This window comes from Priestia taiwanensis (genome assembly GCF_014638355.1).
In the GTDB taxonomy this organism is placed as follows: Bacteria; Bacillota; Bacilli; order Bacillales; family Bacillaceae_G; genus Priestia_D; species Priestia_D taiwanensis.
On record NZ_BMFK01000002.1, the window covers coordinates 377,832 to 400,568 of the forward strand.

Here is a 22,737-nt window from a genome sequence, read left to right on the forward strand (position 1 = left end):
CCCCTCTTATCCTTCCATATGAAACAATGTAAGAACATTCTCATATTGTTGCAGTGCATGTTGTTCATCTTTCATAGCAATGGCTTCATACAACTGTCGCATGACACTTCTGCTCTTTTCTTCATCTAGCTCTATACGTAACGAATAAAAGTATTCATTAATTATGTCCCAAATACGATACAACAAGAAGTTTCCCGTAGACTCTACAATCTTGGAAAAGAATAAGCTATACAAGTCAACAGAAGATGCCTCTTCTATTTTCTTTTCCACTAATTCTTTTATTTCTACAAATGTTTCATTTTTGCTACGCTGGCATGCTTGTTTAATTGCTTCACGTTCAATTAACATTTTCGTTGCAATTAAATCATCTTTTGCTTCCTTTCGTTGCAAAATAAACGTTCCTAATAAATGAATTAAATGATTGCCTCGAAAGTCTTTTAAAAATGTACCTTCTCCTCGTTTTGTTTCGATTAATCCTACTAGCTCTAAAGCACGGAGAGCCTCTCTCACAGAGGATCTCCCTACTTCTAAACGAGCGGACAATTCACGCTCAGAAGGCATCTTATCTCCTGGTTGTAAATTGTCCTCATCAATAATCGTACGTATTTGTTCAACAATATCTAAATATACTTTTTGTTGTGATATTGTCACAAGATTTCCTCACTTTATTCAATAATCGCTAATCGCTTCGTCTTCTCTGCTATTTCATTTGGATCTACTTTTACCCTTGCAACCCCTGTCTCCATTGCTGCTTTCGCTACATATGCAGCTACTTTCGGTGCAACACGAGAATCAAATGGTGCTGGAATAATGTAATCTGGATGTAACTCATCTTCAGAAATTAATTCTGCGATTGCTTGTACAGCCGCAACTTTCATTTCTTCGTTAATATGCGTTGCACGAACGTCAAGTGCCCCTCTGAAAATACCAGGGAATGCTAATACATTATTTACTTGGTTCGGGAAGTCTGAACGACCCGTTCCAACAACTAATGCTCCTGCCGCTTTTGCTTCTTCTGGCATAATCTCAGGATTCGGATTTGCCATTGCGAAGATAATTGGGTTCTCATTCATACTACGAACCATTTCCTGCGTTAGCGCACCTTCGACAGATACGCCTACGAATACATCTGCTCCTGCTAATGCATCTGCTAATGTACCAGCAACTTTATCACGATTTGTATACTTCGCTACTTCATTCTTCACTGGGTTCATTCCAACTGGACGACCTTCGTACACTGTGCCTTTTGAATCACACATAATAATATCGCGAACACCGTAGCTATATAATAACTTAATAATGGCAATACCTGCTGCTCCAGCCCCGCTTGCTACTACTTTAATTTCTGACATTTTCTTATTCGCAAGTTTTAATGCATTCACTAAACCAGCAACTGTTACGATTGCTGTTCCATGTTGATCATCGTGGAATACAGGTATATTTAATTCTTTCTTTAATCGTTCTTCCACTTCAAAACAATTTGGAGCTGCAATATCTTCTAAATTAATTCCTCCAAATGTCGGTTCCAATAATTTCACTGTCTCAACAATTTTATCCACATCTTGCGTATTTAAACAAATTGGAAACGCATCTACTCCTGCAAAGCTCTTGAATAATAATGCTTTTCCTTCCATAACTGGCATCGCAGCCTCTGGACCAATATTCCCCAGTCCAAGTACCGCTGTACCATCAGTCACAACAGCCACCATATTTCCCTTCACTGTGTAATCATATACTTTACTTTGATCTTCATAGATAACTTTACATGGTTCTGCAACACCTGGTGAATATGCCAAGCTTAAATCCTCTGCATTTCTTACTGCTACCTTTGAAACTGTTTCTAACTTCCCTTGATGTGTACGATGCATCTCTAATGCCTTCTCACGTAATCTAGACAAGGTGTTCACTCCCCAATCGATTAAAATATATTTTAGTGGTCTGACCAGTGACACCTATTATGATAATGAAAAAAACGGAAATTGTCCATTAATTTTTTAGGACGACATTTCCTTCACCTATTAATAGTTGTAATTTCTCCATGCACGATTTGGTCGGATGTACATGGAAGCGTTGGTCTAACTTCACCAACTTCTTCGCTTCTTCATCATACACATATACTTCTACATACCCTTTATGCTCTTGCAGGATACGCTGTATACGTTGTACAATTCCTTCTGCGTGTTGCTTCGTTATTTTGAGATAGAGAGATTTGCCTACATAGGATGCATATTCTTCCACACGTTGAATAGATTGAACATGCTTCATAATAAATTGCTTCTTTCCCATTCTCTCCTCTACATTCCCCTCTACATAAACAATTTCTCCTTTTTTTAACATTGGGAAAAATTGTGCATATTCATTCGGGAAAATTGTTGCGTCTATTTCTTTACTTTGATCAGAAATAGTTAAGAAAGCCATTTGTTGCCCTTTTTTTGTCTGAATTGTTTTTATTTCACTTACATAGGCAAGTACTTTCATACGCTTTTCTTCTCTGGCTAACATACCGATTTGTAAATTCTCTATAATATGTTGATAAGAACTCGTTGGGTGTCCAGATAAATACACACCTAACGTTTCTTTTTCTAACCTTAAAATTTCGATAGGTGACAACGCTTCTCCTTCCATATATTTTGGTTTTGGAATAAATTCCTCCTCCAAGAACATATCTTCCTGTTCTGTTGACGATGGTCGAACAAGCTCTGCATACTCTAGTGCAACATGTAAACTACTTACTAAACTACCACGCCCCACACTAAACTCATCGAAACAACCTGCATATATTAACGACTCCATGATGCGACGATTCACTTTCACTCGCACACAAAAGTCAAACAAGTCAGAAAATCTACGTTTCTTTCGTTCTTGCATGACCTCCTTTAAAGTAGCAATTCCGACATTTTTAATTGGTAGAAGTCCATAGCGAACTTTTTCTCCCTCCACCGTGAATCCATATTGACTGGCATTAATAGATGGTGGGAGTAATTCAATTCCTCGTTGCTTCGTCTCTGTAATACTCGTAGCCAACTTATCCTCTTGGCCCATTACGCTCGATAATAAATTCGCTGCAAAATCAAGTGCATAATGCACTTTTAAATAGGCAAGTTGATAGGCAATCATACTATACGCAACCGCGTGACTTTTATTAAATCCATAGTTGGCGAAGCGAACAATTAAATCATATACCTCATTCGCAATGTGCTCGCTGTACCCTTTTGCAATGCTTCCCTTAACGAAGTGAATACGTTCTTGATCCAATACCTCTTTCTTCTTCTTACTCACCGCTCGGCGTAGCAAATCCGCTTCTCCAAGAGCAAACCCTGCCATACGGGACGCAATATGCATAATTTGCTCTTGATACAAGATAACGCCATACGTCGGCTCAAGAATTGGTTTTAAATCTGGATGGATATAAGTCACACTTCGCTTCCCATGTCGATACTCAATAAAGGTTGGAATTTGCTCCATCGGACCTGGACGATACAGTGCATTCACCGCAACAATATCTTCAAATCCTGTTGGCTTTAAGCTCTGTAATACTTTTCTCATGCCCGCTGATTCTAATTGGAAGATACCCGTCGTATCCCCTTTGCTTAACAGCTCAAACACACCTTTATCTGTTAATGGCAATGATTTCAAATCAACGTTTTCCCCTAAGCGTTTTTGAATAGATTGGCAAATTTTCTCTAAAAGAGATAGATTCCGCAAGCCTAAAAAATCCATTTTCAACAGCCCGATTTCCTCTAACACATCACCTGTATACTGCGTTAAATACACCTCATCGTTCCCTTCTTGCAAGGCAACATAATTTGTTAACGGTTTGTCGCTAATAATAATGCCAGCAGCATGAATAGATGTGTGACGAGGAATACCTTCGATTCTTCGGGCAATATCATATATGCGTTCATGCAATGGCTTCTCATGAACATACGAACGGAAAGAAGCCGAATCTTCATACGCCTCCCTCAATGTGATACCTAGGCGACCTGGGATTTTCTTCGAAAAGAAATCAATCTCTTTCGGTGCCATTCCCATTACACGTGCCACATCTCGAATTGCTGCTTTTGCTGCTAATGTACCGAACGTAATAATTTGTGCAACATGGATACTTCCATACTTCTTCGCAACGTATTGAATGACCTCATCTCGACGATGATCTGGAAAATCAATATCAATATCTGGCATCGTAATACGTTCGGGATTTAAGAAACGTTCAAATAACAAGCCATACTTCAGAGGATCTACATCCGTAATATAAAGGACATACGCAACAAGTGAACCGGCTGCTGAACCACGCCCTGGCCCCACTAATATTCCATGTTCATGCGCATATTTTATGAAATCCCAAACAATTAAGAAATAATCACTAAATTGCATTTCTTTAATAATACTAAGTTCATATGTAAGACGGTCGAAATATGCCTCATCAATTGTTCCAAAACGCTGCTTTAGTCCTTCTATACATAGTCTCTCTAAGTATTCATCGGCCGTTTCACCTGTATGGATAGGATATTTCGGAAGAATTTTTTGATGAAATGGTAATTCAATATTACACATATCAGCAATACAAGTCGTATTCTCTATCACTTCTGGCATTGCTTCAAATAAAGCTGTCATTTCCACTGAGTCTTTCAGATAATACTCCTCACTTTGTAATGTAGGATGTGTACCCTCTATTAATTTCGAACCATATCCTATGCACGTTACACATTCATGAACAAGGCTATCGTTCTTCTCTATATAATGCACATCGTTCGTCGCAACAAGTGGTATATTATAGGATTGACTAATTCCCTTTAATTTGGGCACTATCATTTTCTCTTCTTCTATCGAATGATGCTGTACACTTAAATAGAAATCAGGAAATGATTGCTTATAAAATGCAACACTATCATGAATTTTCTCTTCTTCTCCATTTAAAATATATTGTTCAATTTCTCCTTCTAACCCTGGTGTAATAGCAACTAAGTGCTCTCCATATTTTGCTAACCATTTCTTCGGAATACCTTCTGCTGACTTCGTTTCAATCGCGCTCGATATTTTCAAGAGATTATGGTAACCATGTATATTCTTCGCAAGTAATAAAAGACCGAATGTACGATTCTCATCTAAAATAGACACATGCAATCCGATAATTGGTTTTATCCCTTGTTGATGGCACTCTTTATAAAAAGAAATAGCGCCGTACATGACATGCTTATCCGTTAGAGCAAGTGCTGTATATCCTTGCTCCTTCGCCTTCCTTACTACTTCCTTTATTGAGCACGTACTACTAAGTAGACTGTAGACACTCTTCATTTGCAAATGTACAAATTCCATACATTTCATTCCTTCTCTATTATTCTTTCTATATAGCATAACAAGTATGTTTTTTTACCGTTCCTACCTCTATAGTACCGCAAAAGAAAACATACTGCTCCCTTTTTGTCCATATACATGAAGTATACACACATCCTTCTTAAAACACACCCTCCACAAAGAGAAGTCATACAACAAAGACACCTCGAAAAAGAATGATGTATATAAGGAAAGGTGACGGCAATGGAATTCAAACAAGCATTTATTCCGTTATTAATTACAAGTTATTTCGTTGCATTAGGCGTTATACTAGGGGGATCTTTATTAGGAGGACTAGCTGCCTTCCTCGTTGGTGACCCACCATTTTATTGGCTTCGACGATTCTCTGAAGGGCTACGAATATGGGCAATCGTCGCAGCGATTGGTGGAACATTTGATACTTTTTATAGTTTTGAACGTGGTATTTTCGCTGGAGATACGAAAGAAATAGTCAAACAACTACTGCTCATTCTATTCGCCATGGGCGGTGCTCAAACAGGTGCAGCTATTCTGAAATGGTTTATACAGGAGAGTGGATAAATGCGTATTCCTACTCTGTATAAAGAAAAGAAATGGCAACTATTCTTTGCTGGTGCCGCCATTGGAGGTATTATTAGCTGGACTTTGTTTCTATATATACATGGAACATTCTTAGAAGCACAGCGCCAATTAGTCATTAATCAGACGGAAGAAATACGTCAACTAAAATTACAAGCGAACGTTTTATTGGAAGATAAACAAAAACTAAATGAAGAAAACAAACAAAAACTCGTGATTCAAGAAATCAATATCGCAATCCTACAAGCTGAAAAATATAATATTACTTCCTTATTAAAAGAACAACTTACACGCGCTGTCTATAAAGATTTACGTCATCTTCTTCTTCATCATGTCGAAAGCGTTGCACAAAATAAAGAAATTTTAACATCAGCAATTGAAAATAAAACATACGAAATTGACGATAGCCAGTATACATTTGCAGTGAAAACAATATTTTTCTACACAACACTTGAGATTGAACTAGAAATAAAAAGAAAATAAGAAAACGACTGTTGTTTCATAACAGTCGTTTTCTACTTTTTAATGTTCCTTACAAATACCTCTTAAATCTTCAATCAGACGATCTGCTTCTTCCCATGAGTATACAGTGGCACCAGAAGCAAGTGGGTGTCCACCGCCATTATATTTACCAGCTAAACCATTAATAACTGGACCTTTTGAACGTAAACGAACTCGGATGCGCTCATCTTCTTCAAAGAAGATGACCCATGCTTTAATGCCTTCTACATTCCCCATTGTGCTGACAAGCTGTGATGCTTCAGAAGTAGTTAAATCAAACTGACGTAATAATTCTTTCGTCACTTTCATCGAACCTGTTCCTTCTTCTGTAAAATCGAAGTGTTGCAATACGTACCCACCTAATCGCGCAACACGAATATCTGTTTTATACATATTCTCATAAATCTCTGGGAATGAGAAATCATGCTCTACTAATTCCGATGCATAACGGAATGTTTTGCTCGTCGTACTTGGGAATAAGAAACGACCTGTATCTCCAATGATTCCTGCGTACAAAAATCTCGCTGCTTCTTTCGTTAATACTAAACCTTTGTCACGTCCATACGAATAAAAATCATAAATCATTTCACTCGTTGAACTTGCTGATGTATCTACCCACACAATATCACCGTAAGGCTCTTTATTTGGATGATGATCGATTTTGACTAACAGTTTACCTGTCGTGTAGCGTTGATCACATACACGCTCTTCATTCGCTGTATCACACACAATAACTAATGCGTCTTCATACACGTCATCAGAAATTTCATCCATTTCATTTAGATATGTTAATGACTTCTCATGTTCACCGACTGCATATACTTTCTTTTCCGGGAAAGAGTTACGAATAATTTGGACAAGTCCACCTTGAGATCCATATGCATCCGGGTCTGGACGGACGTGACGATGAACGATAATCGTATCGTACTGCTTAATTGCTTCTAAAATTTGTTCTTTCATCTTTCTACTTCATCCTCCTTCAATATTTCCTATTAAATCAGGCACCCCAAAAACGAAATTCTATTTACCTGTAACATCTTAGGTGACATATACTATCATTCCTCGTTACAATAGAAAGAGAACATTATGTACAAACGGGGGATGTCACATGTTAATATTAGTTGTTTTCATTATTCTATCACTTACACTTTATCTTTTCTATAAGGTGAGATATGTTCGTACACAATTACCAATGGAGAAAAAATGGCTTTCTGCAAAATGTAGTATTGCACTTGGTTTATTCGTTGCTTTATTTGGCGCCAATATTTTCTTCGTACATCTTACTGCTGTCGGCATTACAATCGCTATCGTCTTTTTACTAATTGGTCTGAGTAGTGCCTTTACAGGATATAGAGCATATCGTCACTATTTACCTTTTGCTATTGAAGAAGCAGAGGCATATAAACAAATGAATTAACAAAAATAGCTACGGTAGGCATATGCTCCGTAGCTATTTTTGTTATCTGTCAATTAATTGTACCATCATTAATGCTTTTCCAACAACAACGCCTTCTTGATATACTTCTACATCTACTTTTCCAAATTTACGACCTAACTCTAGCACTTTTGGATACACTTCAATAGTCGTTTCAATTTGAACAGGCTTAATAAAGTACACCGTAATATTTTCTACAACCGTATCACCCTTCTTATGAGAACGAAGAACACGGTTCCCGGCTTCGGTAATAATTGTCGTAAATACACCGTAAGATAACGTACCAATAGCATTTGTCATTTGTGGGGTAACGACGAAACGATACGTATCTTGACTCTTCGAATCTTTCATATCAACAAATTGACTTGTTACAATATCATCAATCGTTTCTCCGACTTGTGGTTGACGCTGAATCATCTGTAGAGCCTTGAGTACATCTTGACGACTAATAATTCCACGTAGTTTATTATACTCATCTGTCACTGGTAGTAATTCGATACCTTCCCATACCATCATACGCGCAGCAGATGCAACAGATGTTTTGCCATTTACACTAATCGGATTTTTGGTCATTACTTTCTCGATAGGCGTATCTTTCTCTACACCAATGATATCCTTTGATGTTACCATTCCAATTACCTTGTGATTTACATCGATAACGGGGTAACGTCCGTGCAACGTTTCTTGATTATATGTATACCACGTTTGTACTGTATCAGAAGATGATAAAAATACCGTCTCCTCAATAGGTGTTAAAATATCTTCTACTAATACAATCTCCTTCTTAATAAGTTGATCGTAAATTGCACGGTTTATTAACGTCGCTACAGTAAACGTATCATAGCTTGTCGAAATGATTGGTAACTTTAGTTCATCCGCCAGCTTTTTCACATGTTCTTCCGTATCAAAACCACCGGTAATAAGAACTGCTGCACCCTCTTCTAATGCTAATTGATGCGCTTGTGTACGATTACCGATAATTAATAAGTTACCTTTTTCCGTATAACGCATCATCGCTTCTAACTTCATCGCACCGATAACAAATTTATTAAGTGTTTTATGTAATCCCTCTCGCCCACCTAATACTTGTCCGTCTACGATATTTACTACTTCTGCATACGTTAATCGTTCAAAATTCTCTTTCTTCTTCTTTTCAATACGGATTGTTCCAACACGCTCAATCGTACTAACATATCCTTTATTTTCGGCATCCTTAATAGCACGATAAGCAGTACCTTCACTTACTGCTAAATCTTTTGCAATCTGTCTTACTGAAATCTTATGGCCAATCTCGAGACTATCAATATACGCTAATATTTGATCATGCTTTGTTGCCAAACAGCTCACCATACTTTCGAACTAATGTTTTTCCCTCTACCTCTATTATAAAAGCGATAATGCGTTACTTCAATGATACATCTACAAAAAATCTGGAAATAAATTCACGAATGGAATCATTTCAAAGTTTGATAGTCTCCCCTACTTCTACAACCATTCCAACATTACTATCTAATAAACCGATGAAATCACAAGGGTCTTGTTCAATAACCGGGAATGTATTGTAATGAATTGGAACAACTTTTTTTGCTTGTATCCACTTTGCTGCAAGTGCTGCATCCGTCGGACCCATTGTAAAGTTATCTCCAATTGGTAAAAATGCTACATCAATACAATGTAACTCCCCAATCATTTTCATATCCGAAAATAGCGCTGTGTCTCCTGCATGATAAAGAGTTTTTCCTTCTACTTCTAATAGAATTCCTGCTGGCATTCCTGTATATGTAATTGTCTTCGTCTCTTCATCTACATAGCTAGAGCCATGAAAAGCTTGTGTCAACTTCACTTTCCCAAAATCAAACAGATGACTACCACCGATATGCATTGGATGTACCTTTACACCTTGCCAACTCAAGAATTTTGCTAACTCAAATGGTGCAATTACTACCGCATTATTTTTCTTCGCTAACGCTACTGTATCTCCTACATGATCGTTATGCCCGTGCGTTAATAAAATATAATTCACTTTTAATTCATCTACTGTTAAATCTGTTAAACTATTCCCTGTAATAAATGGGTCAATAATAAGAACTTGACCGCATGTTTCTACCTTTACAACAGAATGCCCATGATAGGAAATTTTCATTTTGTTACGCCTCTCTTCTATAAATATATATTCCATTACTCTTTTTCTTAATAATTAGACATACAATAAAAAAATCCTCTACTTCACTTGTTTTATCTTACTAAAATAGGTAAAGTTAACTTACAACCTTTTAGAAAACAGGTGATACTATGAATAACCGATTAACAAAATTAACAAACTGGTTACAAGCCGAACATCTTGATTTTGCTTTTATCTCATCCACTGATAATGTCTTTTACTTAACAAATTTCCATTGTGATCCGCACGAAAGACTACTTGGATTATTTGTCTTTCCACACGAAGAGCCTATTCTTGTTTGTCCAAAGATGGAGCTAGAACAAGTAAAAAGCGCTGGTTGGAACTATGAAACAATTGGATACACAGATACAGATAATCCTTGGAAAATGGTACAACAATCGTTAACAAAGCGTAACGTAAATGGAGAACATCTTGCAATTGAAATAGAGCATATGAATGTCAGTCGCTACGAAACATTAAAAACTCTTTTCCCACATGCAACATTCGTACCTGCTGAAACCAAGCTGCATGAGTTACGTATGTTAAAAGATAAAAAAGAATTTGCCATTTTACAAGAAGCTGCCGCTTATGCAGATATCGCTATCGATATTGGTGTATCCGCAATTAAAGAAGGCGCAACAGAATTAGAAATCCTTGCAAAGATCGAATATGAATTAAAGAAGAAAGGCATCCATAAGATGGCTTTTTCGACAATGGTATTAACAGGAGCAAATTCAGCATTGCCACACGGAGTACCTGGGGCTAACAAAATAACAAAGGGTGACTTCGTTCTATTTGACTTAGGTGTTATCATTGACGGATACTGCTCTGATATTACACGTACCGTTGCATTTGGACATGTAACAGAACAACAAAAAGAAATTTATCACACGGTTCTGCAAGCAGAGCAAGCTGCTATCGAAGCTTGTAAGCTTGGAACTCTATTAAAAGACTTAGATAATACAGCTCGCTCTATCATTACACAAGCAGGATATGGTGACTATTTCCCTCATCGACTGGGACACGGATTAGGAATTGGCGTTCACGAATTCCCTTCTTTAAAATCTGATAACGATATGCCACTTCAAGAAGGAATGTGCTTCACTATTGAGCCAGGTATTTACGTTCCAAAAATCGGTGGCGTTCGAATTGAAGATGACATCTTTATGACAAATGAAGGTCCACATATTTTAACCGCTTATCCAAAAGAATTAGTAATTGTTTCATAATGATGAAAAGGTCTCTTTTCTTTCGAGACCTTTTTCCATGTTTTTTAAACAAGGAATATTTATACAATATGTAATGAATTCTTTCTTTTCATTACATACTGTATAACGTAGCACTTTCATCACAATTCATTTTGATTGATAATAAATTATTACATACAGAAAGCGTATTATGACGTGTTAACATACATTGAGGAGTTGAAATTGTGTCAGATTCACTAAAAAAATGGCTCATTCGGATGGTAAAAATCTTATTTCCGATTGCCATTCTTACCTTTGTATTTATGCAAGGTAAAAAAGAATTATCTGGTTTATCGCTGAAAGAATCACTAGAGGCAATTAAATTAATGCCGGCTGGTGGTTTTACGTTAACAATTGTGCTAGGTGCAATTGCAGTTTCCACGATGTTTTTCTATGATTATTTACTTATTAAATCGTTGAACTTACGTGTTTCCGTCGGAAAAATTTTCCGCGTATCGTGGACAGCGAATTCATTAAACGGAATTGTTGGCTTCGGAGGCTTAGCTGGTGCTGGGATCCGAACAATGCTATACAAAGAACATATTGACGATACGAAACAACTTGTTAAAGGAATTGCATGGATGACCCCATCCATGTTAAGTGGTTTATCCTTGCTTGCATTCTTCGTCTTAATTGACGTATTTTCAGCAAAAGAGTTGTTAGCAGAAAAGCAATGGCTTTGGATTGCACTCATTGGTGTATTTCTCTTCTTGCCAGTATATCTAATTTCATCGAAGCACAAAGGGAAAGAAACAGCATCGGCAACACTTACATTTAAGTATACGCTTGTATCCGTCATTGAATGGTTATCTGCTGCATCTGTTGCGCATGCTATTCTCATTTTATTAGGTTCTGATATTCCAGCTTCGTCCGTATATGGCATCTTTATTTTGTCTGCTATTGCCGGACTTATTAGCTTAGTTCCTGGCGGATTCGGGACGTTCGACTTAACATTTATTCTTGGGTTTAAATATGTAGGTGTACAAGAAGAAATTGTCTTAACCGCGCTACTACTATATCGAATTGTGTATTACTTTATTCCATTTATTCTCGGGCTTATCTTTGCCATTTTTGAATTTGGTGGCAATGCTATCAAAAAAATCGAAGACAAACCAATTATTGGACCTGCACTAGAAACGACGAGTGTCATTTGGGCTGTCCAACGAAATTTCCTTTCGTCACTAGCTTACTGGGCACTTGCTACACTTGTTTTCTTAACAGGATTAGTTCAGTTCATTCTGTCTATTTTCCCACCAGATGAAGGTGATTTCGCATTATTCACACAGCTTATACCACCATCTGTCGCATACATTGCAAATGGATTATTATTTGGAACAAGCTTAATCCTACTTATGTCTGTTACAATTTATAACCGCACAAAGCGAACATATTGGATTGTATGTGGTGCTTTAGTTGTCGGTATTATTGGGAATATATTAAAAGGCTTCGAAATAGAAGAAACCCTTTGGTATGCTGTTATGCTTAGCATTTTTTATTTTAGCAGCCACTTGTTCACCCGTATTCGGAAACGTGTAACTGCAATCGGGACGCTTGTACGTGTTGGCTTACTTTATTACCTTGTCTACAGCTATTTCGTATTAGGGCTATCAACAGCCTTACTTGTCAACACAGAAGAAAGATTCATGACCTATACACCAAGTGAATTCCATCTTATCTTTTGGACTGGGATTATTTTCTTCATTCTTTATTACGTTGGAACCGTTGTTCTCTTTGAAATGAAACAGAAAGAGCAATTCGGAGTATCCATGACAAATGAACAACTCAAAGATTTCTTCCATACATACGGTGGAAACTTCTTAAGTCATCTTGTTTTTTTAGAGGATAAACAATTTTTCCTCTCATCTGATAAGAAAGTGCTCATCCAATTCGCTAGAAGCGGGAAGAAAATCATCGTACTTGGTGATCCAGCGGGCGAGAAAGAGTCATTTCGTGAAGCGCTACAAGAATTTTATGACCGTGCCGATTTGTTCGGATATGACATTATTTTCTATCAAGTAGATGCAGAATTAATGCCACTCTACCATGACTTCGGAAATAACTTCTTCAAATTAGGAGAAGAAGCAATTGTCGATTTGACGACTTTCACGATTTCTGGAAAAAAACGAGCAGGCATGCGCGCAACGAAAAATCGCTTTGAACGAGAAGGATATTCCTTTGATATCATTCATCCGCCATTCTCTCCTGAATTCTTAACAGAACTAAAAGATGTCTCAGACAAATGGCTTGGAAAGAAGAATGAAAAAGGATTTTCTCTCGGATACTTTGATGAAGCTTATTTATCTCACGCTCCAATTGCTATTTTACGAAATACAGAGCAGAATATTGTTTCCTTTATGAACATCATGCCTGTCTATAAAGAAGGTGTTCTATCTGTTGATTTAATGCGCCATTATCCTGATGCTCCAAGTGGTATTATGGATGCAATGTTCATTAACTTATTTGAATGGGCAAAGGGCGAAGGGTACACAACCTTTAACATCGGCATGGCACCACTATCTAATGTTGGACAATCCGTCACATCATTCTGGTCCGAACGTGTTGCCGGAGAAGTATTCAATAACATTCGCTATATGTATAGCTTTAATGGATTACGCAAATTCAAGGATAAATACGACCCAACTTGGGAGGCACGTTATTTAGCCCACCGAAAAAATCGTTCTTTACCAGCAACGATGATTGAAGTATCACGCTTAATCGGTAAAGGTATGCCAAAGAAAAAATAAAAAATCCCGCTTATTCACAAAGGAATAAGTGGGATTTTCTTGCATTAAGAATAATATGTATTTGTTACCTTCTTAATATAATTTTGTGTTTCTTTAAATGGTGGAACACCACCATACTTCCTTACATTCCCCATCCCCGCATTATAAGCTGCTAGCGACAACTTCAAATCACCATCATATTTATTTAAGTACTTGCGAATCTCTCTTGTACCAGCCTCAATATTTTGTCTTGGATCAAAACGATCTGTCACGCCGAATTCTTTCGCATTCACTGGCATTAATTGCATCAATCCTGCCGCTCCCGCATGGCTAACTGTCTTAGAATTAAAGTCAGATTCATGCTTAATCATCGATTTAATTAACTTGGGATCGACGTTATACTTTTGACCCATCTCTTCAATAATGTGGTCATATCGCGTATACTTCTCTTTATTTCCTAGAGCTGGCATATGCACACGATTCGATTGATACCCGTATTCCCCTTTACCAACAGTAGGAATAGTAGGTGTTACGGCCTGTTGTATATTCGTATTTGTTTTTTGATTTAATGTATGTGCCGCAAACGATGTATCCTTAGGCAACGATAATGACTGTGCTGCCGATTGTATCTGTTGTTGTTCCGTCAGCAATGACATTACTTCGACAGCTAACATATTCATAAAAGCATCACTATTTCCTACTAAACTATCTGTCGATGTACGCCTTGACGAACTAAGATTTTGAAGTGCTTGTAATTGCATCAGCGTTTGCAATGATTTAACGTCCACTTGTTGTGTCCCCCTTTGCTGTATTGCAGAAATTATTCCACGATGTAATTTCTCTTTCTTTTATTGTACTTAATCAGCAAAGGAATGAAAATGAGAAAAAAGGCACTTTTTCAAGTGCCTTTTCTTATCAAATTAAGAGGAAATAGATATGCCCTCTAGTAACATAGACGCTTCTGCATATGGAAGTCCATGAACATCTGCTACGGCTTTATATGTGATATATCCATTTAATGTATTGATGCCTTTTAATAAAGCTAGATTCTCAAGGCAAGCTCGTTGGTACCCTTTGTTCGCAATTTGCACAGCATATGGAACCGTTACATTTGTTAGCGCAATTGTCGATGTACGCGGAACTGCTCCTGGCATATTTGCTACTGCGTAGTGAACAACACCGTGCTTCTCATATGTCGGGAAATCATGTGTCGTGATACGGTCTGTCGTCTCAAAGATACCGCCTTGGTCAATCGCGATATCAACAATAACAGAGCCTGGCTCCATCGATTTTACCATTTCTTCAGTTACTAGCTTCGGAGCTTTCGCACCTGGAATTAATACAGCACCAATAACTAAATCAGATTCTTTCACAGCTTGAGCAATATTATATGGATTTGACATTAACGTTGTTACATCATTGCCGAAAATATCATCTAACTGACGAAGGCGATCTGGGTTTAAATCGATAATTGTTACATCTGCCCCTAATCCAATCGCAATTTTCGCTGCGTTCGTCCCTGCAACACCACCACCGATAATGGTTACTTTTCCACGTCTTACTCCTGGTACACCACCAAGTAAAATACCTTTTCCGCCTTTTGGCTTCTCTAAGAACTGAGCTCCAAGTTGAGCTGACATTCGTCCGGCAACTTCACTCATCGGCGTTAATAGCGGCAATGAACCGTTTCCTAATTGTACCGTTTCATATGCAATTGCTACTACTTTCTTTTCTACTAGTGCCTTCGTTAATTCAGGCTCTGGTGCAAGATGTAAATACGTAAATAAGATAAGCCCTTCACGGAAGTATACATATTCTTCTGGAAGTGGCTCTTTCACTTTCATTACCATATCAAGTCCCCATACTTCCTCTGCAGTAGGGAGAATATGAGCCCCTGCCTCCATATATGCTTCATTCGTAAATCCTGAACCAAGTCCAGCATCTTTCTCTATATATACTTCATGTCCCGATTTTACTAAATGAATAACACCAGCAGGCGTCATCGCAACACGATTCTCATTATTTTTGATTTCTCTTACTACCCCAATACGCATATAAAAGTCCCCCTAATAGATCGAAATAGATGCAAAACAGAGTAATCTGCTCTGAAATCTACTTTTATTCTATCATACTTCCACACACTTAAGAAAGCGTTATCATTCATGATAGGTATTTACGAAAAATTCCAATATTGTTCATATATACATGACTACTTCCTACTCCATAGCCATTACAATAAAGGTAAGGGAAGGAGAGAACAATAATGTTAACGTATCAAAACATACTCGTCGCAGTAGATGGCTCAAAGCAATCTGAATTAGCTTTAAAAAAAGCGATTTCTATTACAAAGCGAAATAACGCTACATTACATATCGTACACGTTCTCGAAACAAAAACACATGCGGAAATGGAAGCATGCAAAACCGTTATTACAGATCGCATGATCAAATATGCAGAAGACTTGCTACAAGAATACCGTCAGCTGTCATACGATGCGGGAGTGCTGAAAGTCTTAACAATTCTAGAACACGGTGACCCAAGAATAGCAATTCCACGAAAGCTAACTCCGCTATATGAAATTGACCTTATTATGTGCGGTGCAACAGGATTAAGCACAATAGAGCGATTCTTCGTTGGTAGCGTGTCTGAACATATCACTCGCCATGCAACATGTGATGTATTAATTGTACGTAATGCTAATGCTTAACTTTCATTCATCTAATATGTATAATGTATAGCTAGCAAAGCGTACCTCTATCTAGAGGTACGCTTTGCTATTCGTCTATTTGTTTCTTTGCTTGTCGCAACGCCTCTTGCACTTGAGCAAACCCAGTACCACCTGTACTATTTCGGCGTGAAACTACTGTCATCACATCTAGTATTTTATAAATATCTTCTTCAAAATAAACAGATGTCTCCTTATATACACTCATCGGCAAATCTTGTAAATATACTCCTTGCTGCAAGCATAGAAGAACAAGCTTGCCGACAATTTCATGAGCTTCTCGAAACGGAATGCCCTTCTCTGCTAAATAATCAGCAAGCTCTGTCGCATTTGAGAAGTCTTGCGTTGTCGCTTTATACATCTTCTCTTTGTTTATCTGTAATGTCTCAATCATACCTGTCATAATGGTAAGACAACCTTTTAACGTCGTGACGGTATCGAACATGCCCTCTTTATCTTCTTGTAAATCCTTGTTATAAGCGAGAGGTAATCCTTTCATCACCGTCAATAAGCTCATTAAGTTTCCATATACACGTCCTGTTTTTCCACGAATTAATTCCGCCATATCCGGATTTTTTTTCTGCGGCATCATACTGCTTCCAGTCGCATATGCATCATCAATCTCAACAAACTGAAATTCTTGGCTCGACCAAAGAATAAGTTCCTCACAAAAGCGCGATAAATGCATCATCATCATTGAAGCATTACTTAAAAATTCAATAATAAAGTCACGATCACTTACTCCGTCCAGACTATTTGCATATATTCCATCAAACCCTAGTAATTCTGCAGTATAGTGACGGTCAATTGGAAATGTTGTCCCTGCCAATGCACCGCATCCAAGTGGAGAAACATTAATCCTCTTTAATGAATCCTGCAAGCGCCTTATATCACGGTCGAACATCCAAAAATACGCCAATAAGTGATGCGCAAATGAGATAGGCTGTGCACGTTGTAAATGTGTATAACCAGGCAGAATTGTTTCCACATGCTCTTCCGCTTGGTGAAGAAGTGCTTGTTGGCATACTCGAAGTAAATGAATGACTTCAATCACCTCTTTTCGCATATATACATGCATATCTGTCGCTACTTGATCATTACGACTTCTTCCTGTATGTAGCTTACCTCCGACCTCCCCAATGTCATCGATTAGCATTTTTTCGATATTCAGGTGAATATCTTCTTGCTCTATTTTGAAAGACAAAGCTCCCTCTTTTGCTTTCAACGATAGTTTTTCTAGTCCACCTTTTATTGTTTTCACATCTTCCATCGGCAAAATCCCACATGCACCAAGCATCGTTACATGAGCAATGCTTCCTTGAATATCTTCTTCTACTAACGTTTGGTCGAACAAAATTGACGCACCGAATTCTTCTATCCACGCTTCTGTCGTCTTCTCAAATCTTCCTCCCCATGCTTTCTTCACACTTCCACCTTCTTCTGATGTACTTCAGCATGTACTTTCGTTGGTAATCCCCATAATGAGATAAAGCCAACTGCTGCCTCTTGGTCAAATGTATCTTCTGCTGAGTACGTCGCAAGTTCTTGATTATACAAGGAATACGGTGATTGTCTTCCTTCGACAATCGCATGTCCTTTAAATAATTTCACACGCACGACACCTGTTACGTTTTTTTGTGTTTCATGTAGAAACGCATATAATGCATCTTTTAGCGGCGAAAACCAAAGGCCATTATAAATCACTTCCGCCAACTTCTTACCAATAACCGGCTTGAAATGTGCAACTTCCTTTACAAGCGTCAAATCTTCTAATTCTTTATGTGCTTTAAGCAATGTCATTGCACCGGGACATTCGTACACTTCACGAGATTTAATCCCCACAAGACGGTTTTCCACGTGATCAATACGTCCAACACCGTGCTTTCCTGCTAATTCATTTAACTTTTTCACAAGTGTAGGTAGTGGATAGATAACGCCATCTAGTGCAACTGGAATACCAGACTCAAACTGTATTTCAATCGTATCTGCCGTATCTGGTGCTTTCTCTACACTTACCGTCAGTTCATACGCTTCTTCGGGTGGCGCCACCCAAGGATTTTCTAACATACCGCATTCACAGCTTCTTCCCCATGCATTTTGGTCAATCGAAAACGGATTATCAAGATTGATAGGAATTGGAATATTATGCTCTTTCGCATAGTTTATTTCCTCTTCACGTGACCACTTCCATTCCCTGACTGGCGCAAGGACTTTCAAATGAGGAGCAAGCGCATGGATTGATACTTCAAATCGAACTTGATCATTCCCTTTCCCTGTACATCCATGCGCGACGGCCATTGCACCTTCTAATTCTGCTACTTCTACTAGTTTCTTCGAAATAAGCGGACGTGATAACGCTGAAACAAGTGGATATTTCTCTTCATATAACGCATGGGCTTGCATTGCCATCATTGCATATTCATGCAAGAATTCTTCTTTCACATCCAACACAACTGACTTTACAGCACCTATTTGAAGTGCTTTTTCTTGTATAAAAGCTAAATCTTTTCCTTCTCCTACATCTAAACAACAAGCAATAACATCATATCCCTCTTCTTGTAACCACTTAATTGCTACTGATGTATCTAACCCACCTGAATACGCTAATATAACTTTCCCTTTCACATAAATCCCCTCTTTCTAATTGAATATTTATCATTAAATTTAAATAAATATTCATAATTTATTTAACACTTTAACAAATACCCGCTAACTTATCAACTATTTTTTCTCCTTATCAATCTACAAAATCGAACTTTTAGTGAAGATGCTTTACAATGAGAGAAAGGAGGAATAGCATGTATTTCAAATTAGACGAACGATTGCAAATAGAAATTCCCCATCTAGCAAAGGATTGGGACGAATATAGTGATGAAGAACAACAGTATATTTTACTTATGTGGGAGAGTATTCGAGGAAAAATCCCTGATCGTATTTTTGCACTGGAGGATATCATCAACGAAAAACAAGCAAAACTCTCCAATGAAACAGATTTCCATGCATCTTGCACACTTAACAGCGAAATTTCCGATTTAGCTTCTATGATTAATGATTTATGGCTTTGGTATCGAACAAATCAGGATATATCAGACAAACGTCATCTTTAGTTCTACAAAAAAGGCCCTCTTTTGATATAAATATCAAAAGAGGGCCTTTTTTAATTCATTTTATCGGCTAATGCGCGGAATTGATAAAAACGATTCGCAAAATCTGTGACGTGACGCGTTAGCTTATAGTTCGCTGTCGAACCAATCGCAATCCCAAGAAGCGGAATACCTTGCCATACTTTGCGACGAAGTGCATAAATTGCTAACATTTTCAACAATTGCTTCATCGGTTGCTCAAGCCACTTCTCATTCGTTAATTCTTCGTTTCCTTCATAAAAGAATGGGCGCTCACCTGGCTGCACATCTTGTACTAATTGGTCCCATGCATATTGTTGCAAATGTCCTGGCAATAACGCCGCATGGAATACCCTTAAAGCCATCATCATTTCATATGGCTTGTTCACATCATACCCATACGTCATCGCTACTAATTGTACCGCCCGTAAATTAATGGTTGCCATCGTTGGAATATCCATTCCTAAGAACAGAATACCACCTGTCCCTGCCACACCACCTTGTACGAACGAGTAAAGACGATGTTTCGCTAACATTTGATCTACCATATATGCACGAACATCAATGGATAAGCCACTCATATCTTCAATCTCTTCTACTGTTTCATCAAATGTACGAGCGTAAAGTAAAATGCGATTTTTCGCATCTATTTGTACTTGTGATTGTTGAATAAATGCATGTAGATGAAATAACCATCCATCAAGGTGACGGAAAAATGAGTGTTGTTTCTTCGTTGGTATTGTCTTAAATACTTCTTCCACCCATTTATCTAACTGTCGTTGTACAACATTCGCATCTTTATTTGCTAACGTGTTCTGCCATTCAAGAATATCATTCCAAATCTTTTGTTCACGTGTTGTTAATTCCATGGAGATTCCTCCTATGTACTAAATTTTCTTTAGTTTCATTGTACTATATCTAGTTAAATAACAAAAAGAAAGTCTAACAAATTACCGAAAAAGAGATTACACTTTAAATTGTTGTTACTTTGCTAAAGTAACAACTACAAGTTCTGGTCGATTAAAGATTCTTATAGGGATAATACTATTCCCTAAGCCTCTACTAACAATCATAGCTGTATTATTTTTCATGTGAATCCCTTCTGTAAACTCAGGAAAAATCCCTTGATCTGGAGCAACTACCCCTCCAATAAACGGCAATCGAAACTGCCCACCATGAGCATGTCCAGAAAAAACCAAATCAACTTCACTAGCTGAATAGACATGAAACAATTCAGGTCGATGAGAAAGCAAAATCCGAAATGTATTCGTTGTATCTATTAGCTTACTTACTATATCTTTCGTATATTCAACACCACTCGAGGTCGAAGAATTCAAATTAGCAAATGCAATATCTGATAAGCCAATCAGTTCAATCGAACTGTTTTCTTTAGAAACTTCCACTTTTGAATCCTCCAGTACTATAACATCTGTTTCCTCTAATTTGTGTTTTAAGCTATCATATACACCAGACCAAGCCTCATGATTTCCAGAAACATAGTAGGTAGGAGCCATTTCGCTTGCTCCTTTCATTAAATCAAGAGCAACATCGATGTTAGTAGTTTTAGAATCGATTAAATCGCCTGTAACAACAATGATATCCGGTTGTATCCTCTTTATTTTTGCTAGCAGTTTACTTTGCTTATCCCCAAACTCTTTATTATGTAAGTCCGATATTTGTACTATTTTGTACCCGTCAAACGCTTCTGGAACTTTCTCATTTTTGATTACTCGTTCATTTACAGTTATTGCATCATTTTGCCATGTAAAAAAACCAATCAACATAACAATAATAAACACTATCTTTTTTCTTCTCGTCTTTACAATCATCCTATCCCCCAGTGCATTGTAATAGATGTATTACCTATTTATCCCTCTACTACTTATTTTTTCTCCTTGAATGAATACTGCTGCTTCATTCCTCTAGTTAAACTCATTTTAACCCCTCTTATATAATTTTGTATATTCAGGCCTATGTACTTCATTACTCCAATACATAACCATACAAAAACTGCCCCTAATTAGTAGTTGTCGTCTAATAATTAGGAGCAGTATCTTTTGTTTGTAGATAGCTATATTATTTTTCTAAAATAGCCTTAAATGTATCTTTCAAGTCAGAATCTTTTACTTTAATATCTGCATCTGCCAATGCTTCTTTGATTACTTTGTTTTGCCATTCTGGGTCACTTAATCGTTTCATTTCAATTGTTTCACGAAGTGAGTCTTTTACTTCATCGAATGGCTTTAATTCTTTCTTATCTGTTACCTTAATAATGTGGTAACCGTGTGATGATTTCACCGGCTCACTCACTTGCCCTACTTCTAATGCATACGCAGCATCTTCAAATTCTTTTACCATTTTGCCAGGTCCGAAGAAATCTAAATCTCCGCCCTTCTCTTTCGAACCAGGATCAGTTGAATATTCCTTCGCTACGTCTTCGAATTTGGTACCGCTATTTAGTTTGTCTTTCACTTCTTTTGCTTTCTCTTCTGTCTCTACTAAAATGTGGCTCGCTCTAATTTCCGGCTTATGGTTCGCTTCCACATCCTCTTCTGTCACCGTATCTTTAATTGCCTTTTCAATTGCCATATTTAAACGAATACGGTCCTTTAACTCACTCTCACTCGGAATACCTTGTGATTGTAAGAATTGATCAAAACTCTCTCCAGCCTGTTCTTTCAATTCATCAAGAGCTTCTGTTACGTCTGCATCTGCAATTGGATATTTCTCGTTAATAATTTTCTCCACCATCATATGATATAACATTGCTTGTCCGGACTGTTCTTTTAACGCTTTTTCAAGCTCAGCTTTTGAAATATCGCCTGCACTAGACGATGCAATTGGAATGAAATGATCTTTGAAGCCAAATCCGAGTAGCCCGGCAATCGCGACAGCTCCAACTGCTATACTTATATATTTTTTCTTCAATGA

General features: G+C 37.6%; 20 protein-coding genes. 7 read left to right on the top strand and 13 right to left on the bottom strand.

Features of this window, described 5'->3' with window-relative positions; all coding sequences use genetic code 11:
- Positions 1-6: 6 nt before the first annotated feature.
- The 3 genes from IEV41_RS20195 to dnaE all read right to left on the bottom strand — a co-directional run bounded on the left by IEV41_RS20195 (position 7) and on the right by dnaE (position 5,316).
- A complete protein-coding gene (locus IEV41_RS20195) occupies positions 7-651 on the bottom strand; it encodes a FadR/GntR family transcriptional regulator (protein WP_188389125.1) in 645 nt (214 codons plus the stop codon).
- A 14-nt stretch (positions 652-665) separates the two neighbouring features.
- A complete protein-coding gene (ystJ, locus tag IEV41_RS14020) occupies positions 666-1,898 on the bottom strand; it encodes an NADP-dependent malic enzyme (protein ID WP_229722246.1) in 1,233 nt (410 codons plus the stop codon).
- Positions 1,899-1,986: 88 nt separating this feature from the next.
- Positions 1,987-5,316: a DNA polymerase III subunit alpha gene (dnaE, locus tag IEV41_RS14025; RefSeq protein ID WP_188389126.1), complete on the bottom strand. Its 3,330-nt coding sequence runs from the start codon at positions 5,314-5,316 to the stop codon at positions 1,987-1,989.
- A gap of 222 nt (positions 5,317-5,538) precedes the next feature.
- Between dnaE and ytrH the strand changes: the two genes are divergently transcribed.
- Positions 5,539-5,874, top strand: coding sequence for a sporulation membrane protein YtrH (ytrH, locus tag IEV41_RS14030; protein ID WP_188389127.1), 336 nt, complete (start codon positions 5,539-5,541; stop codon positions 5,872-5,874).
- Positions 5,875-6,375, top strand: a complete 501-nt coding sequence (gene ytrI / locus IEV41_RS14035; protein WP_188389128.1) for a sporulation membrane protein YtrI — start codon at positions 5,875-5,877, stop codon at positions 6,373-6,375.
- A gap of 39 nt (positions 6,376-6,414) precedes the next feature.
- Here the strand turns inward: ytrI and IEV41_RS14040 are convergent, their stop codons facing one another.
- The gene (locus IEV41_RS14040) at positions 6,415-7,353 is read right to left on the bottom strand and encodes a DHH family phosphoesterase (RefSeq protein ID WP_188389129.1); all 939 of its coding nucleotides are present in this window, start codon (positions 7,351-7,353) and stop codon (positions 6,415-6,417) included.
- Between the two features lie 148 nt (positions 7,354-7,501).
- Here IEV41_RS14040 and IEV41_RS14045 point away from each other — a divergent pair, with 148 nt between their 5' ends.
- Entirely contained in the window at positions 7,502-7,810 is a 309-nt protein-coding gene (locus IEV41_RS14045) for a YtpI family protein (RefSeq protein ID WP_188389130.1), read from the top strand.
- Between the two features lie 42 nt (positions 7,811-7,852).
- Here the strand turns inward: IEV41_RS14045 and IEV41_RS14050 are convergent, their stop codons facing one another.
- Together IEV41_RS14050 and IEV41_RS14055 are read right to left on the bottom strand one after the other, a co-directional pair.
- Positions 7,853-9,166, bottom strand: a complete 1,314-nt coding sequence (locus IEV41_RS14050) for a DRTGG domain-containing protein (protein WP_188389131.1) — start codon at positions 9,164-9,166, stop codon at positions 7,853-7,855.
- Positions 9,167-9,287: 121 nt separating this feature from the next.
- On the bottom strand, positions 9,288-9,971 hold the full coding sequence (locus tag IEV41_RS14055; RefSeq protein WP_188389132.1) for a metal-dependent hydrolase: 684 nt from the start codon (positions 9,969-9,971) through the stop codon (positions 9,288-9,290).
- Between the two features lie 149 nt (positions 9,972-10,120).
- On the opposite strand from IEV41_RS14055, the gene IEV41_RS14060 reads away from it, so the two are divergent.
- Positions 10,121-11,218, top strand: a complete 1,098-nt coding sequence (locus tag IEV41_RS14060) for a M24 family metallopeptidase (protein ID WP_188389133.1) — start codon at positions 10,121-10,123, stop codon at positions 11,216-11,218.
- Between the two features lie 203 nt (positions 11,219-11,421).
- On the top strand, positions 11,422-13,980 hold the full coding sequence (gene mprF / locus IEV41_RS14065; protein WP_188389134.1) for a bifunctional lysylphosphatidylglycerol flippase/synthetase MprF: 2,559 nt from the start codon (positions 11,422-11,424) through the stop codon (positions 13,978-13,980).
- Between the two features lie 44 nt (positions 13,981-14,024).
- On the opposite strand, the gene IEV41_RS14070 is transcribed toward mprF, so the two are convergent.
- Together IEV41_RS14070 and ald are read right to left on the bottom strand one after the other, a co-directional pair.
- Positions 14,025-14,747 (bottom strand): lytic transglycosylase domain-containing protein, encoded by a 723-nt coding sequence (locus tag IEV41_RS14070; RefSeq protein ID WP_229722247.1) that lies wholly within the window; start codon positions 14,745-14,747, stop codon positions 14,025-14,027.
- A gap of 132 nt (positions 14,748-14,879) precedes the next feature.
- Complete coding sequence (gene ald / locus IEV41_RS14075) at positions 14,880-16,013, bottom strand: alanine dehydrogenase (RefSeq protein WP_188389135.1); 1,134 nt, start codon at positions 16,011-16,013, stop codon at positions 14,880-14,882.
- Positions 16,014-16,222: 209 nt separating this feature from the next.
- Between ald and IEV41_RS14080 the strand changes: the two genes are divergently transcribed.
- A complete protein-coding gene (locus IEV41_RS14080; RefSeq protein ID WP_239534553.1) occupies positions 16,223-16,666 on the top strand; it encodes a universal stress protein in 444 nt (147 codons plus the stop codon).
- 67 nt (positions 16,667-16,733) lie between these two features.
- On the opposite strand, the gene argH is transcribed toward IEV41_RS14080, so the two are convergent.
- On the bottom strand, positions 16,734-18,110 hold the full coding sequence (gene argH / locus IEV41_RS14085) for an argininosuccinate lyase (protein WP_188389136.1): 1,377 nt from the start codon (positions 18,108-18,110) through the stop codon (positions 16,734-16,736).
- Positions 18,107-19,309 (bottom strand): argininosuccinate synthase, encoded by a 1,203-nt coding sequence (locus IEV41_RS14090; RefSeq protein ID WP_188389137.1) that lies wholly within the window; start codon positions 19,307-19,309, stop codon positions 18,107-18,109. The genes argH and IEV41_RS14090 overlap by 4 nt, the downstream gene beginning before the upstream one ends.
- A 173-nt stretch (positions 19,310-19,482) precedes the next feature.
- On the opposite strand from IEV41_RS14090, the gene IEV41_RS14095 reads away from it, so the two are divergent.
- Positions 19,483-19,791: a hypothetical protein gene (locus tag IEV41_RS14095; protein WP_229722248.1), complete on the top strand. Its 309-nt coding sequence runs from the start codon at positions 19,483-19,485 to the stop codon at positions 19,789-19,791.
- Positions 19,792-19,841: 50 nt separating this feature from the next.
- Here the strand turns inward: IEV41_RS14095 and IEV41_RS14100 are convergent, their stop codons facing one another.
- The 3 genes from IEV41_RS14100 to IEV41_RS14110 form a co-directional block, all read right to left on the bottom strand.
- Positions 19,842-20,675, bottom strand: a complete 834-nt coding sequence (locus tag IEV41_RS14100; RefSeq protein ID WP_188389139.1) for an EcsC family protein — start codon at positions 20,673-20,675, stop codon at positions 19,842-19,844.
- A gap of 114 nt (positions 20,676-20,789) precedes the next feature.
- A complete protein-coding gene (locus IEV41_RS14105; protein WP_188389140.1) occupies positions 20,790-21,635 on the bottom strand; it encodes a metallophosphoesterase in 846 nt (281 codons plus the stop codon).
- Positions 21,636-21,882: 247 nt separating this feature from the next.
- Positions 21,883-22,734, bottom strand: coding sequence for a peptidylprolyl isomerase (locus tag IEV41_RS14110; RefSeq protein WP_229722249.1), 852 nt, complete (start codon positions 22,732-22,734; stop codon positions 21,883-21,885).
- Positions 22,735-22,737 lie beyond the last annotated feature (3 nt).

Bases quoted from the DNA above. Each gene is read 5' to 3' on its own strand.
- IEV41_RS14045 (WP_188389130.1), top strand. From the start codon at position 7,502: ATGTTAATATTAGTTGTTTTCATTATTCTATCACTTACACTTTATCTT.
- IEV41_RS14040 (WP_188389129.1), bottom strand. From the start codon at position 7,353: ATGAAAGAACAAATTTTAGAAGCAATTAAGCAGTACGATACGATTATC.
- IEV41_RS14080 (WP_239534553.1), top strand. From the start codon at position 16,223: ATGTTAACGTATCAAAACATACTCGTCGCAGTAGATGGCTCAAAGCAA.
- IEV41_RS14060 (WP_188389133.1), top strand. From the start codon at position 10,121: ATGAATAACCGATTAACAAAATTAACAAACTGGTTACAAGCCGAACAT.
- IEV41_RS14105 (WP_188389140.1), bottom strand. From the start codon at position 21,635: ATGATTGTAAAGACGAGAAGAAAAAAGATAGTGTTTATTATTGTTATG.
- IEV41_RS14055 (WP_188389132.1), bottom strand. From the start codon at position 9,971: ATGAAAATTTCCTATCATGGGCATTCTGTTGTAAAGGTAGAAACATGC.
- dnaE (WP_188389126.1), bottom strand. From the start codon at position 5,316: ATGGAATTTGTACATTTGCAAATGAAGAGTGTCTACAGTCTACTTAGT.
- IEV41_RS14100 (WP_188389139.1), bottom strand. From the start codon at position 20,675: ATGGAATTAACAACACGTGAACAAAAGATTTGGAATGATATTCTTGAA.
- IEV41_RS14095 (WP_229722248.1), top strand. From the start codon at position 19,483: ATGTATTTCAAATTAGACGAACGATTGCAAATAGAAATTCCCCATCTA.
- ytrI (WP_188389128.1), top strand. From the start codon at position 5,875: ATGCGTATTCCTACTCTGTATAAAGAAAAGAAATGGCAACTATTCTTT.
- ytrH (WP_188389127.1), top strand. From the start codon at position 5,539: ATGGAATTCAAACAAGCATTTATTCCGTTATTAATTACAAGTTATTTC.
- ald (WP_188389135.1), bottom strand. From the start codon at position 16,013: ATGCGTATTGGGGTAGTAAGAGAAATCAAAAATAATGAGAATCGTGTT.